Consider the following 13,179-nt stretch of genomic DNA (forward strand, 5'->3'; position numbering starts at 1 on the left):
GCGCGAGAAAATCGACATGAAAAAATGCCGGCGCTGGTCTGCGTAAAACCTGCTGAGCCCAATCCAGGAGGGTTCGCACCAACATCCCACAAAACGCCAATCAAATCCAAAAATCCCGTTAAATGGTCACGCATGCAAAAAACAACACATTTTTCCACTTAAGCGCAACCACGAAAGACCGCTGAGACCTTCAAAGACTCGTCATAAAAAATTCCGCTATAGTCGCCCTTTTCCGATTGCCAGCCTGGCATCGAAGAACGCCAATAAGCCCGCCACCAGGAGTCCCGAAGAGTGAATGCACGCGATCCCGCTTTCGTTTCCCAGTCCCGCAGCGCGCGCCTGCGCCAGATGCTCGTCAGCAGCGAACTCGAATTCATGATGGAGGCGCATAACGGCCTGTCCGCGCGCATCGTTCGCGAAGCTGGGTTCAAGGCGATCTGGGGCTCGGGCCTCGCGATCTCCGCGCAGTTCGGCGTGCGCGACAACAACGAGGCGAGCTGGACGCAGGTGGTCGATACCCTCGAATTCATGGCCGACGCGAGCGATCTGCCGATCCTGCTCGACGGCGACACCGGCTACGGCAACTTCAACAACGTGCGCCGCCTCGTGCGCAAGCTCGAACAGCGCGGCATCGCCGGCGTGTGCATCGAGGACAAGCAGTTTCCGAAGACCAACAGCTTCATCAACGGTGAGGCGCAGCCGCTTGCCGATATCGACGAATTCTGCGGCAAGATCAAGGCGGGCAAGGACTCGCAGAACGACGAGCATTTCTCGATCGTCGCGCGCGTCGAGGCGCTGATCGCGGGCTGGGGCATGGACGAAGCGCTGCGCCGCGCGCAAGCGTACGCCCAAGCTGGTGCCGATGCGATCCTGATTCACAGCAAGCTGTCGCGCCCCGACGAGATTCTCGAATTCGCGCGCGAATGGGCCGGGCGCGCGCCGCTCGTGATCGTGCCGACCAAGTACTACAGCACGCCGACCGAGGTGTTCCGCGAAGCGGGCATCAGCACCGTGATCTGGGCGAACCATCTGATCCGCGCGTCGACCTCGGCGATGCAGGCCGTCGCGAAGGAAATCCATTCGAGCGAGACGCTCGTCAACGTCGAGGACAGCATCGCGGCCGTCAACGAAATCTTCCGTTTGCAGGACGCCGACGAATATTCGGAAGCCGAAGACCGCTATCTGTCGGGCGGCCGCGCGGCCGGCTCGGCCGTCGTGCTCGCCGCGAGCCGCGGCAAAGGCCTTGAAGCGGTGACCGGGGACCGCCCGAAGGTGATGCTGCCGATCGCCGGCAAACCGCTGCTGCGCTGGCTCGTCGACGCGTTCAAGAAGCAGGGCGTCAACGACATCACCGTGGTCGGCGGCTATCGCGCCGACGCGATCGATACCGCGGGCATCCGCCTCGTGGTCAACCAGCAGCACGCGCAGACCGGCGAGCTTGCCTCGCTCGCGTGCGCACTCGACCACCTGACCGGCGACACGGTCATTTCGTACGGCGACCTGCTGTTTCGCAGCTACATCCTGCGCGATCTGGTGGAAAGCGAGGCCGCGTTCAGCGTGGTCGTCGATTCGTCGCTAACCGATGCGGAGAATGCGAGCGTGCGCGATTTCGCGTGGTGCTCGGCCGCCGACGACCGCGGTCTGTTCGGCAACAAGATCGTGCTGCGGCATGTCGCGAGCGGGCGGGAGCAGTCGTCGGCGGCGGGCGTCGCCCCGGTGCCGCATGGCCGCTGGGTGGGTCTGCTGAACGTGCGCGGCGCGGGTCGCGAGCGCCTGCGGGCGGTCATGCGCGAGTTGCGGACGCGCGACGATTTCGCGTCGCTCGACATGCCCGCGCTGCTGAACGCGTTGATCGAAGCGGGCGAGTCGATCGAGGTGCAATACGTGCACGGCCACTGGCGCGGCGTCAACGATCTCGACGATTTCCGCCGCGCGGGCGACTTCGCGCACGCGCAGGCGCCGTTCGCGACGGCCGTCGGCGGCGGGGCGACGGCGAACGATGCACACGGAGGCGCGCAATGATCGAAGCAGCACAGTTCGTCGAGGCGGCGCGCGAGCGCGGTTTCGACTGGTACGCGGGCGTGCCGTGCTCGTATCTGACGCCGTTCATCAACTACGTGCTGCAGGACGAGTCGCTGCACTACGTGTCGGCGGCCAACGAGGGCGACGCGGTCGCGCTGATCGCCGGCGTTACGCTCGGCGCGAAAAACGGCCGGCGCGGCATCACGATGATGCAGAACTCCGGGCTCGGCAACGCGGTCAGCCCGCTGACGTCGCTGACGTGGACCTTCCGCTTGCCGCAACTGCTGATCGTCACGTGGCGCGGCCAGCCCGGCGTTGCCGACGAGCCGCAGCACGCGCTGATGGGCCCGATCACGCCGGCGATGCTCGACACGATGGAAATTCCGTGGGAGACGTTCCCGACCGAGGCCGACGCGATCGGTCCGGCGCTCGATCGCGCGATCGCGCACATGGACGCAACCGGCCGTCCGTACGCGCTCGTGATGCAGAAGGGCAGCGTTGCGCCGTATGAACTGAAGGACGGCGGCGCGCCCAGGCGGCGCACGCCGGTCGAGCCTCGCGCGCGGTTTCGCGACAGCGCCGCGAACGAACTCGCGACGCGCCACGACGCGCTGCAAAAGGTGATCGCGCATACGCCGCTCGACTCGACGGTGGTGCTCGCGTCGACCGGCTTTTGCGGCCGCGAACTCTATGCGATCGACGATCGCGCGAACCAGCTATACATGGTCGGCTCGATGGGCTGCGTGACGCCGTTCGCGCTCGGCCTCGCGCTCGCGCGCCCCGATCTGCGCGTGGTCGCGCTCGACGGCGACGGCGCCGCACTGATGCGCATGGGCGTGTTCGCGACGCTCGGCGCGTACGGCCCGTCGAACCTCACGCACGTGCTGCTCGATAACGGCGCGCACGACTCGACCGGCGGCCAGGCGACGGTATCGTCGCAGGTGTCGTTCGCGGGCGTGGCGGCCGCGTGCGGTTACGCGTCGGCGGTGGAGAGCGACGATCCTGCGATCATCGACGAGCTGTTCGCGGCGCCGCCGCTCGACGGCCCGCGCTTCGCGCGCCTGACGATCCGCCGCGGCACGCCCGACGGCCTGCCGCGCCCGACCATTACGCCGCCCGATGTGAAGACGCGCCTGATGCGCCACATCGGCGCGATCTGAACCCAACGCCAACAGGAGCGCCCATGCTGCTGCTCAACCCCGGCCCGGTGACGCTCACCGAACGTGTCCGCAACAGCCTGTTGCAGACGGATCTGTGCCATCGCGAGAGCGAGTTTTTCGATCTCCAGGAAGAGGCGCGCACGCGTCTCGCCGACGTGTACGGGCTCGACCCGAACGAATGGCAGGCAGTACTGATGACCGGCTCCGGCACGGCCGCCGTCGAAAGCATGACGGCCGCGCTGGTGCCGCACAACGGCAAACTGCTGGTCGTCGAAAACGGTGTGTACGGCGAGCGTATCGCGCAGATCGCCGCGCAATACGGCATCGCGCACGAAGCGCTGAAGCACGACTGGATGGACGCGCCCGATCTGGCGAAGATCGCCGAACGGCTCGACGCCGACAAGTCGTTCACGCACGTCGCGGTGATTCATCATGAAACGACCACGGGCCGTCTGAACGACATCGCGGCGCTCGGCGCCTTGTGTCGCGAGCGCGGCCTGCGTCTGCTGGTGGACGGTGTCAGCAGCTTCGGCGCCGAAACGATCGATTTCGCGGACGCGAGCCTCGACGCGCTCGCGGCGACCGCCAACAAATGCCTGCATGGCGTGCCGGGCGCGTCGTTCGTGCTGGTGCGGCGCGCGGCGCTCGCGCGCGCGGCGAGCCGCACGTACTACCTCGATCTCGCGCGGCTCGCGCGTTTGCAGGATCAGCGCAACACGCCGTTTACACCGTCGGTGCACGCGTATTACGCGCTGGTCGAGGCGCTGCGTGAGCTGGCCGACGAAGGCGGCTGGCGCGCGCGTCACGCGCGCTATGCGGCGCTTGCCGAGCAGGTGCGCGCTGGGCTGGCGGCGCGCGGCATCGACAGTGTGTTGCCGGCCGGGCAGTCGTCGGTGGTGTTGCGCGCGTACCGCTTGCCCAACGGTATCGCGTATCCGCAACTGCACGACGCGCTGAAGGCGCGCGGCTTCGTGATCTATGCAGGGCAGGGCGGGCTGTCGGCGGAGCTGTTCCGCATCTCGACGATGGGCAACATTCACGCGGCCGATATCGACCGCCTGCTGCAGGGCTTCAGCGACTTGATGCGCTGACGCTGCGCCGAGTGGCGCGCCGCGACCGCGCCGCTCGCGGCTCCCTTACACCGGATCCTTGTCCGGCGGCCCGTCAGGCCGCTGCGGCTCCTCGGCATGATGCCCCGGCGACGGCGGCACGAGCGGGTCGGCTTCCGGGTCGCGGTTCGGATCGGCGTTCGGGTCGGGAATCGGGCTGGTGTGCATGTCGTAGCTCATTGCGTCACCCTTGCGGTTGAAATGCGCGGGTCCGGCCGAAGCGGCTTGATACCGCCGATGTGTGCCGCCGCGTCGGCTATCTGTCTTCAAGCGTAGGCGCTCGCCGCGCTTCCTGCTCGCTCCTTTTTGCTATTTCTTCGCGCGTTTGCGGCCGGCGCTGAGCTGCCAGTAGCGCTCGGTCGCGAACACGTCGTCGTAGTTGCCGGCGCCGAACGCCCGCAACTGGCTCGCGTACGCGTTGACCGCTTCGCGTTTCAGATGCGCGCGGCGCTGCACGTCGATGGTGTGGCCCGCGCTCGGCGTTGCAGGCGTCGCGACGATGCCGCGCTGCGCGAGATCGGCGAGCCGCGCCTGCACCGCGCCCGGCGTGAGCCGGTGAATCGCTTCCTCGTAACCGAACCAGTCCAGATGCGTGAGCCGCGGCAGGATCTCGCAGCACGCTTCGAATACCCGGGCGTGATCGTCGTGATGCAGGCCAAGCGGCATCAGCAGCGTGTTCGCGGTCGTGCGGTAAATCGTTTCCTCCAGCGCCGCGGCCATCTGGCTGATCGACGGCGAGTCGGCGTACTGGCTGTCGCGAAACGGCATGCGCAGCGGGATCGCGTCGAGCACTTCGAGCGCGCGGTTGTCTTCGATCGTGCGTTCGCGGACCGCTTCATGGGCGTTCGCGAAGCCTGCTTTTTCGTCCCACTCCGTGTGCATGTCGTGTTCGGGCGGTGCGGCGAACACGGTGCAGACGGCGGCGTCGGGATGGGCGGCGAGCAAGGCGCCGCAACTGAAGACGGCGTCGTCGAAATGGGGCGAGACGATGAAAAGGCGTGGAGTGGTTTCGCTCATGGGCTTGCGTGTGGCGATTCGAGGCGGGACGGATGAGGCATCGAGGCTGCCGGTCGTCAAGGCGCCGCGTGCGAAAAAATGGCGTCACCTCAGCTTAGGCGCAATTGGTGCGGCTTGCGCGCGAAACTTGCGGCGCGCAAAGCGCGTGCCTGAAAGATCGCGGAGGGGCCCTTGAAGCGCACGTTTTTGGTGTGAGTCGCCATCTCGACGGCTCAAGTACAACCAGAAGGTTGAGATCGAAACGCGTCAGATCCAGGGGCTTCATGCCGTATCAGTGTTCCTTGTCCGGCAAGATTCTCGATGTCGACCGGCTGCGGTCAGCCAGTCTCGGCGAGCCTGATGTTGGCGGCTAGAGCGTGCGCAAATCGTCCGGCGTGTCCACGTCGCGCAGAATGCCGGGATCGTCGACGTCGATGCGCGTCAGCGCGTGTGACCTGAGCAGCGCTTTCGCGCCGGTGTCGCCGTCCAGCGCGAGTAGCGCGTCGCGATGCTCGCTGCCGAAGCCGACCGGATGGCCGCGCTGACCGTCGTAGAACGGCGCGACGAGCGGCGCGCCGTTGTCGAGCGCGCGGGCTATCGCTTCGATCGTCGGAACCGCAATGCGCGGCATATCGGCGAGCGCGACGATCCAGCCCTCGGCGTCGTCGCTCGCTTCGATACCGGCGGCGAGGCTCGCGCCCATGCCGCGCTCGGCGCTCGCCGCAAACACGACATCACAGCCGGCATCGTTCAGCGCGCGGGCGAGCGCGTCGGAGCCCGGCCGCACGACAGCGAGCACCCGCGTCACGACCCGCAGCAGCCGATGCGCGGCTTCATGCGCAACCGGCTTGCCGTCGGGCATACGTGCGAGTAGTTTGTTGTGCAGCCCGTGCGGATCGAAGCGCGAGCCGAGACCGGCGGCGAGCAACACGCCAGTGGCGAGCGAAGCGTAGGCCATCGGCGGATACCGGTAGACAGGAATGCCCCCGATTGTGCGATGCAACGGTGCGCGAAGCAAGCGGCAAGGCACGCCCGATGCAAGCCGCCCGCCGCTTTCGCTTTCACTCCAATTCCGGCACTGCCGCCGGTTCAGGTCCGCACCACCTTGTCCAGCGTGATCGGCAGATCGCGCACCCGCACGCCGGTCGCGTTGTACACCGCGTTTGCGATCGCGGCCACCACGGCCGTGATGCCGATCTCGCCGATACCGCGCACGCCGAGCGAGTTGATATAAGGATCGGGCCGGTCGATGAAGGTGATGTCGAGCGTGCCGATATCGGCATTCACCGGCACGTGATACTCGGCGAGGTTCGCGTTCGTGAAGCGTCCGAAGCGCGCATCGAGCGTGCTTTCCTCCTGCAGCGCCGCGCCGATGCCCCATACGATGCCGCCCATCATCTGGCTGCGCGCGGTCTTCTGGTTCAGCACGCGGCCGACGTCGTACACCGCGACCACGCGGGGCACGCGGATCGTGCCGAGCTCGGCATCGACGTGGACCTCGACGAACACCGCGCCGAACGAGTGGAACGAGTACTTCTGCTTCTCGTCGCCGGGCTTCACGGTCGCGCTCGCCTCGATCGGCTTGCCGCCCGCGCGCGCGATGATCGCCGCGGCCGGATCGCGCTTGCCCGGTTGCGAGCGGCTCACGACCCAGCCGTTTGCGACGGTGACGTCATCGAGCGGCAGGCCATGCACGGGCGACGCCGCATCGGCAAGCGCCAGCGCGATCAACTGGCTGCGCGCCTGGCTCGCCGCGTCGCGCACCGCGGGCGACACGCTGGCCGCCGACTGCGAGCCGCCCGAGACCGGCGCGCGCGGCAGCGACGAATCGCCGAGCGCGAAGTGGATCTGCTCGGGCGTGAAGCCGAGCGCATCGGCGGCGACCTGGGTCATCACCGTGTAGGTGCCGGTGCCGATGTCCTGCGTGCCCGATGCGACCACCGCGGTGCCGTCCGGCAGAATCTGCGCAAGCGCCGACGCCTCGCTGCGGTTGGCCGGATAGGTCGCGGTCGCCATGCCCATGCCGATCAGCGTGTTGCCGTCGCGCCTCGAACGTGGCGCGTGCGGGCGGCGCGACCAGCCGAACTTCTCGGCGCCGATCTGATAGCACTCGCGCAGCGACTTGCCCGACCACGGCTTGTGCTCCTGCGGATCGCTGTCAGCGTAGTTCTTCAGGCGCAGCGCGAGCGGGTCCATCTTCAGCGCGACGGCGAGTTCGTCCATCGCCGATTCGAGCGCGAACGAGCCGGTGGTTTCTCCGGGTGCGCGCATGAAGGTCGGCGTGCCGACATTGAGTTGCACGAGCCGGTGCGTCGTTATCTGGTTGGGCACCGCGTACAGCATGCGCGTGACCATGCAGCAGGTCTCGGTCCAGTCTTCGATCATCGACGTGTTCGAGATGCTGTCGTGACGCATCGCGCTCAGCGTGCCGTCATGCCGCGCGGCGATCACGAAGTGCTGCTCGGTGCGCGGCCGCGCGCCGACCGGGCCGAACATCTGCGGGCGTTCGAGCGCGAGCCGCACGGGCCGCCCGGTTTGCCGCGCGGCCATCGCGCACAGCGACACGTGCGACCACGACGAGCCCTTGCAACCGAAGCCGCCGCCGATCAGCGGCGAGATCACGCGCACGTCGGACACAGGGATGGCGAACGTCTTCGCGAGCACCTGCGCGGCGCCGCTCACGCCCTGCGTCGAGTCGTAGACCGTCAACTGCGGGCCGTCCCATTGCGCCATCGTTGCGTGGGGCTCCATCGGGTTGTGGTGCTCGATCGGCGTCGTATAGGTCGCTTCGATATGCACGTCGCCGCTTTGCATGCCGTCCTCGAAGCTGCCGCGCTGCGTGTCGGTCTGGCGGCCCTGCGGCTTGTCCGGCGCATGCGCGTGCGCCTTCGCCTGCTCGAAGTCGAGCGCCGCGGCGCCCGGCTGATAGGCGATGCGCAGCTGGCGAGCGGCATCGGCCGCATGTTCGAGCGTATCCGCGACGACCACCGCGACCGGCTCGTTGCTGTAGTGCACTTCGTTATCCTGCAGAAGCGACAGATGCCGGCCGGCCGGCGGCGCGAGCGCGGGCCGGCCGCCATTCGGCAGGCGCGGCGCGTTCTGGTAGGTCATCACGAGCAGCACGCCGGGCACGGCCTCGGCGCGGCTCGCATCGATCGACGCGATCGTGCCGGCCGCGATCGTGCTCGTCACGAGCACCGCATGCGCGAGGCGCGCCCCGGGGAATTCGGCTGCATAACGCGCGTCGCCGGTCACCTTCAGCAGTCCGTCGACGCGATCGAGCGGTTGTCCGATCAGATTCATGCGATACCTCCCGCGTTGCCGGCTGCCTGATTGACCGCACGCACGATCGCGCGCTGCGCGAGCTGCACCTTGAAGGCGTTGTCGTGGCGCGGCTGCGCGCCGCTCAATGCGGCCGCGGCGGCGTTCTTCAGCGTGGCCTGGCTGAGCGGCTGGCCGCTCAGCATCTGCTCGGCCACGTTCGCGCGCCATGGTTTGTGCGCGACGCCGCCGAGCGCGATGCGCGCGCTCTGAACACGCTCGCCGTCCATCTGCAACGCCGCCGCGACCGATACGAGCGCGAACGCGTAGCTGGCGCGGTCACGCACCTTCAGATAGTGCGAATGCGCGCTGAAGAGCGGCGGCGGCAGATCGACCGCGGTGATCAACTCGCCGGGCTGCAAGGTGGTATCGACATCGGGCCGGTCGCCCGGCAGCCGATGGAAATCGGCGAACGCGATCGTGCGCTCGCCGCTGGGGCCGCTCACGCGCACCAGCGCATCGAGCGCGGCCAGCGCGACGCTCATATCCGACGGGTTGACCGCAATGCATTGCGGGCTCGCGCCGAGGATCGCATGCGCGCGGTTATGGCCGTCGAGCGCCGCGCAGCCGCTGCCGGGCAGGCGCTTGTTGCACTGCGTGAACGCGGTGTCGTAGAAGTAGCCGCAGCGGGTGCGTTGCAGCAGATTGCCGCCGACCGTCGCCATGTTGCGCAACTGCGCCGAGGCGCCCGCGAGCAGCGCTTGCGACAGCAGCGGGTACTGCTCGCGCACCAGCGCGTGATTGGCCGCGTCGCTGTTGCGCACCAGCGCGCCGATGCGGATGCCGCCGCCGGGCAGCGTCGTCACCGAGTCGAGGCCGCCGATGTGCGTGATATCGATGAGCCGCACCGGCCGCGCGACGCCGCCCTTCATCAGATCGAGCAGATTCGTGCCGCCGCCGATGAATACCGCGCCCGGCTGTTGCGCGGCGCGCACCGCGCTGGCGACGTCGCCGGCGCGTTCGTAGGAGATCGCATCCATGTCGGTCTCCGTCAGGCGTTGTCGTGCGCGGCGCGGACCGCGGCGACGATGTTCACGTACGCCCCGCAGCGGCAGAGGTTGCCGCTCATGCGTTCGCGGATTTCGTCGTCGGTGAGCGCGGCGGGACGCGCGCGCACGTCGGCGGTCACGGTGCTCGCCGTGCCGTTGCGGAATTCGCCGAGCAGGGCGGTCGCCGAGCACAACTGCCCGGGCGTACAGTAGCCGCACTGGAACGCATCGTGTTCGATGAACGCGGCCTGCACCGGACTCAACGCGCCGTTGCTCGCGAGTCCTTCGACGGTCGTGATGTTCTCGCCTTCGTGCATGACCGCGAGCGTCAGGCACGAGTTGATGCGGCGGCCGTCGACGAGCACCGTGCAGGCGCCGCATTGACCGCGGTCGCAGCCTTTCTTCGTGCCCATCAGTCCCGCGTATTCGCGCAACGCGTCGAGCAGCGTCACGCGCGGTTCGAGCTGCAGCGTGTACGCGCGGCCGTTGACGGTCAACGTGACGGGGCGCGGCGGCACCACGGGGTTGCCTGGCGGCGCGGGTGAGGCGGGCGCCGGCGCTCGCGTTTGCGCGCGCAGATGCGGCGCCGCACCGATCGTCGCGGCGGCCGCCGCAGATTGCAGGAAGCGACGTCGTGACGGTTGGGAAGGCGTGGTGGTGGGCTCGGCGGTGGACTCTGATGCGGGGGCGTCCCCGCAATGCTGACATTCTGTAGGCGTAGTCATGACGATCTGTTGACTCCACTGAAAGGTCAATGCAGGCTGACGACGCGTCGATGTCCGACGCATCGCGTTGAAGCCAAACTATTGCGCAGCAATTTGAATGCCGTTGCAGCTAACACGGTATTAAAAACTCGCTGCAAGCGCAAAGCCGATCTGCGCAATAAAGGCAGGCCAATATGCGCAATGACCGCGATGGAGCCCGGCTGGAGCCCGCGCAAACACGGGCAAAAGTTGCACGTTGCAACGGGGAAAATGCGAAATCGACCTCCGGGCTCAACGCGCCCGGCAGGCTGCGAGGATGCCTCGCAGCAAATCGATCGGCGGCGGCGGACATCCGGGGATCGTCAGACTTACGGGTAGCTTCGCCGCGGATGTCGACAGGTTTGAACTGGATGGAAAATGTCCGCTTTGCGGGTGATAAATTTGGAACTGGCCAACCGGGCCAAAATGGAATCGGTGCTATGAGCAAAACCGATCGGGGATAACACCCTGATTGCCGCGCGCGTTCGCGGGCGACCGAGTATCGCGACGTCGCGGCGCAATAGGCGATGGAGGGATGATCATGGCGAAGCTGCGCATTGCGACGTTCAACATCAACGGTATCCGCTCGCGGCAGGCGGCGCTATTGCAATGGCTCGAGCGCGAGGCGCCTGACGTGGTCTGCCTGCAGGAACTGAAGGCGGTGGATAGCGCATTTCCAGTCGACGCATTGCGCGACGCCGGTTATGGCGCCGTGTGGCAAGGCCAGAGCGCATGGAACGGTGTGGCGATTCTGGCCAAAGGCGACGCACCGCTCGAACGTCGGCGCGGTCTGCCCGGTTTCGAAGACGACACGCATAGCCGTTACATCGAGGCCGCGGTCGGCGGCGTGCTGATCGTGTGTTTGTACCTGCCGAACGGCAATCCGCAGCCCGGCCCCAAGTTCGACTACAAGCTCGCGTGGTTCGATCATCTGATCGCGCATGCGGCGCAGCTCTACCAGAGCGGCCACCCGGTCGTGATCGCTGGGGACTTCAACGTCGTGCCGACCGACGAAGACATTTACAACCCGCGCTCGTGGCTAAAGGACGCGCTGCTGCAGCCGGAGAGCCGCGAGCGTTATCGCAGGCTGCTCGCGCAAGGCTGGACCGATGCGCTGCGCACGCATTTCGGCGACGAACGCGTGTACACGTTCTGGGATTATTTCCGCCGTCATTGGGATACGAATTCGGGGCTGCGCATCGATCATCTGCTGCTGAGTGCCGACCTCGCGCCGCGCCTGCGCGATGCGGGCGTCGACCGTTGGCTGCGCGGCGAACCGCATGCCAGCGACCACGCGCCGACGTGGATCGAACTGGAAATGGGCGCCGGCCGCAAGAAGAAGAGCGACTAGTGAAGCGGCGGGCGATCCGCTTGCGGCGGATCGCCCGCTTTGGCGCGACTGCTGCGCCCTGTTGATCGGCGCCTATGATCCGGCGCCGCGCCTGCTTCAGTCGTAGTCGCGACCGCCGCGCGACCACAGCGCGCCCATCACGAACCCGGCGAGAGCAACCACGGCCAGCGTCGTGAACGGGTTTTCGGCCGTCGTATCGCGCACGAGGCTCGTCGTATTCGCGCATAACTGCTGCGCCTTGCCGCTCAATTCGCGCGCCTTGCCCGCCACCTGCGCGCTGGTGTCGCCGACGGCATCGCCGACCGCGCTTTGCACCTTGCCCGCGACTTCCTTTACCGCGCCTGCCGCTGAATTCGTATCCATATGCATCGCTCCTGTTGTCATATTTACGTGCGGGCCCGCTGCAATTGCAACGCGCTCGCACAAGGGCGCCGCGCAAGCCGTGCCAGTGCGGCGTGAGCCTGCGTCAGTGACGAAAGGGGTGCAAGAAGTGCGCCCGGCGACGGGACGCCATGCATCCGGCCAAAGGGGACGTGCGGGAACATCATCGTCGGCGCCCGAAATTGATGCCGACGAACACGGCCAGCAGCATCAGAAAACCGCCGAACAGCAGCGCGGCATTGACGAGCACCTGGCGCAGCCCGAGCGTTTCGACGTCGATGAACGGATACGGATAAAAATCCGACAGGCTGCCGCGCCAGAACGTGATGCCGAGATAGGCGAGCGGATAGACGAGCCACAGCGGAGCGTGGCGCAACCGCAGATGAAAACGCGGCACGAACAGCACCCAGTAGAGCGCGGCGAGCATCGGCAGCACGCTGTGCAGCGACTCGTTGAGCAGGCGCCGGTAGGGCGACAGCGGCCACAGTCCGCGCAACAGCAGGTTGTACGCGAGGCCGACGAACACGATGTACGCGACCACCGCGGTCACGACCGTCGGCTGCCGGAAAAAGCGCACGAGCGGCGAGCGGTGCTTCCGCAGCACGATGCAGGTGAAGCAGAGCGCACTGGCGAGCACCGTCAGATTGGTCAGGTAGCTGCTCATGCGCGCGAGCGCGTCGAACACGGTGAGCCCGCGCGCGAGCGAGCGATCGATCGTCAGGTCGGCTTGCGCGAGGATCGCCATCCACGCGATCAGCGCAATGACCGCCGCCAACGTCAGCGACGACACACTGGGCGTATGCAGCGGCAGCTCGGGCTCGCGCTGCGGAGCGAGGGTAGGGCGCATGCGCTCGATTCTACGCGCGGTGCGCGCGCGGCTGCATGGGCTTTCGCGCCCACGCGCGCCGGCGTTGGCAAAATACTACGGCGTACTACGCGAGCTACTGGCTGGCTGTAAAGCGGGTTGCAACGCGGGTTGCAAGCTCGCCGCCACGGCTGCAAGCGCCGCGCTCACAGGCGGCGATTCATTGTGTGTTTCGACCCGTTATGATCGCGGCTGCAGCCCTCGATGTTAACGACGCCGCGCGCGGCAAGCAGTCTCTGTCA

The 13,179-nt window shown here is 67.1% G+C and carries 12 protein-coding genes and 1 pseudogene; 4 read left to right on the forward strand and 9 right to left on the reverse strand.

Features of this window, described 5'->3' with window-relative positions:
- The first annotated feature begins 291 nt into the window (after window positions 1-291).
- The 3 genes from aepX to F6X37_RS28500 are packed head-to-tail and all read left to right on the forward strand — an operon-like array spanning window position 292 to window position 4,273.
- Entirely contained in the window at window positions 292-2,022 is a 1,731-nt protein-coding gene (aepX, locus tag F6X37_RS28490; protein WP_187613608.1) for a phosphoenolpyruvate mutase, read from the forward strand.
- Entirely contained in the window at window positions 2,019-3,182 is a 1,164-nt protein-coding gene (gene aepY / locus F6X37_RS28495) for a phosphonopyruvate decarboxylase (protein WP_184060519.1), read from the forward strand. The genes aepX and aepY overlap by 4 nt, the downstream gene beginning before the upstream one ends.
- 23 nt (window positions 3,183-3,205) lie before the next feature.
- Window positions 3,206-4,273, forward strand: a complete 1,068-nt coding sequence (locus F6X37_RS28500; protein ID WP_187613609.1) for a 2-aminoethylphosphonate aminotransferase — start codon at window positions 3,206-3,208, stop codon at window positions 4,271-4,273.
- Window positions 4,274-4,318: 45 nt separating this feature from the next.
- Here the strand turns inward: F6X37_RS28500 and F6X37_RS28505 are convergent, their stop codons facing one another.
- The 7 genes and pseudogenes from F6X37_RS28505 to F6X37_RS37200 form a co-directional block, all read right to left on the reverse strand.
- Window positions 4,319-4,471: a hypothetical protein gene (locus F6X37_RS28505; RefSeq protein WP_166618176.1), complete on the reverse strand. Its 153-nt coding sequence runs from the start codon at window positions 4,469-4,471 to the stop codon at window positions 4,319-4,321.
- A gap of 129 nt (window positions 4,472-4,600) precedes the next feature.
- Complete coding sequence (locus tag F6X37_RS28510; RefSeq protein WP_090809333.1) at window positions 4,601-5,308, reverse strand: PIG-L deacetylase family protein; 708 nt, start codon at window positions 5,306-5,308, stop codon at window positions 4,601-4,603.
- Between the two features lie 349 nt (window positions 5,309-5,657).
- On the reverse strand, window positions 5,658-6,245 hold the full coding sequence (locus tag F6X37_RS28515; protein WP_184060523.1) for an NTP transferase domain-containing protein: 588 nt from the start codon (window positions 6,243-6,245) through the stop codon (window positions 5,658-5,660).
- 131 nt (window positions 6,246-6,376) lie between these two features.
- The gene (locus tag F6X37_RS28520) at window positions 6,377-8,590 is read right to left on the reverse strand and encodes a xanthine dehydrogenase family protein molybdopterin-binding subunit (RefSeq protein WP_187613610.1); all 2,214 of its coding nucleotides are present in this window, start codon (window positions 8,588-8,590) and stop codon (window positions 6,377-6,379) included.
- A complete protein-coding gene (locus F6X37_RS28525; protein ID WP_187613611.1) occupies window positions 8,587-9,588 on the reverse strand; it encodes an FAD binding domain-containing protein in 1,002 nt (333 codons plus the stop codon). Before F6X37_RS28525 ends, F6X37_RS28520 begins: the two co-directional genes overlap by 4 nt.
- A gap of 11 nt (window positions 9,589-9,599) precedes the next feature.
- A complete protein-coding gene (locus tag F6X37_RS28530) occupies window positions 9,600-10,322 on the reverse strand; it encodes a (2Fe-2S)-binding protein (protein WP_187613612.1) in 723 nt (240 codons plus the stop codon).
- Window positions 10,323-10,592: 270 nt separating this feature from the next.
- Window positions 10,593-10,679: pseudogene (locus F6X37_RS37200) on the reverse strand (formate hydrogenlyase); the annotation flags it as partial.
- A gap of 202 nt (window positions 10,680-10,881) precedes the next feature.
- Between F6X37_RS37200 and xth the strand changes: the two are divergent.
- Window positions 10,882-11,691, forward strand: a complete 810-nt coding sequence (gene xth, locus F6X37_RS28535; RefSeq protein WP_187613613.1) for an exodeoxyribonuclease III — start codon at window positions 10,882-10,884, stop codon at window positions 11,689-11,691.
- Between the two features lie 96 nt (window positions 11,692-11,787).
- Here xth and F6X37_RS28540 read toward each other — a convergent pair whose 3' ends face one another.
- Entirely contained in the window at window positions 11,788-12,054 is a 267-nt protein-coding gene (locus tag F6X37_RS28540) for a CsbD family protein (RefSeq protein WP_013091250.1), read from the reverse strand.
- Window positions 12,055-12,235: 181 nt separating this feature from the next.
- Window positions 12,236-12,919, reverse strand: coding sequence for a Pr6Pr family membrane protein (locus tag F6X37_RS28545; protein ID WP_090809359.1), 684 nt, complete (start codon window positions 12,917-12,919; stop codon window positions 12,236-12,238).
- Between the last annotated feature and the right edge of the window lie 260 nt (window positions 12,920-13,179).

Origin of the sequence: Paraburkholderia sp. 31.1 (assembly GCF_014397645.1) — a bacterium.
Lineage (GTDB): Bacteria > Pseudomonadota > Gammaproteobacteria > Burkholderiales > Burkholderiaceae > Paraburkholderia > Paraburkholderia tuberum.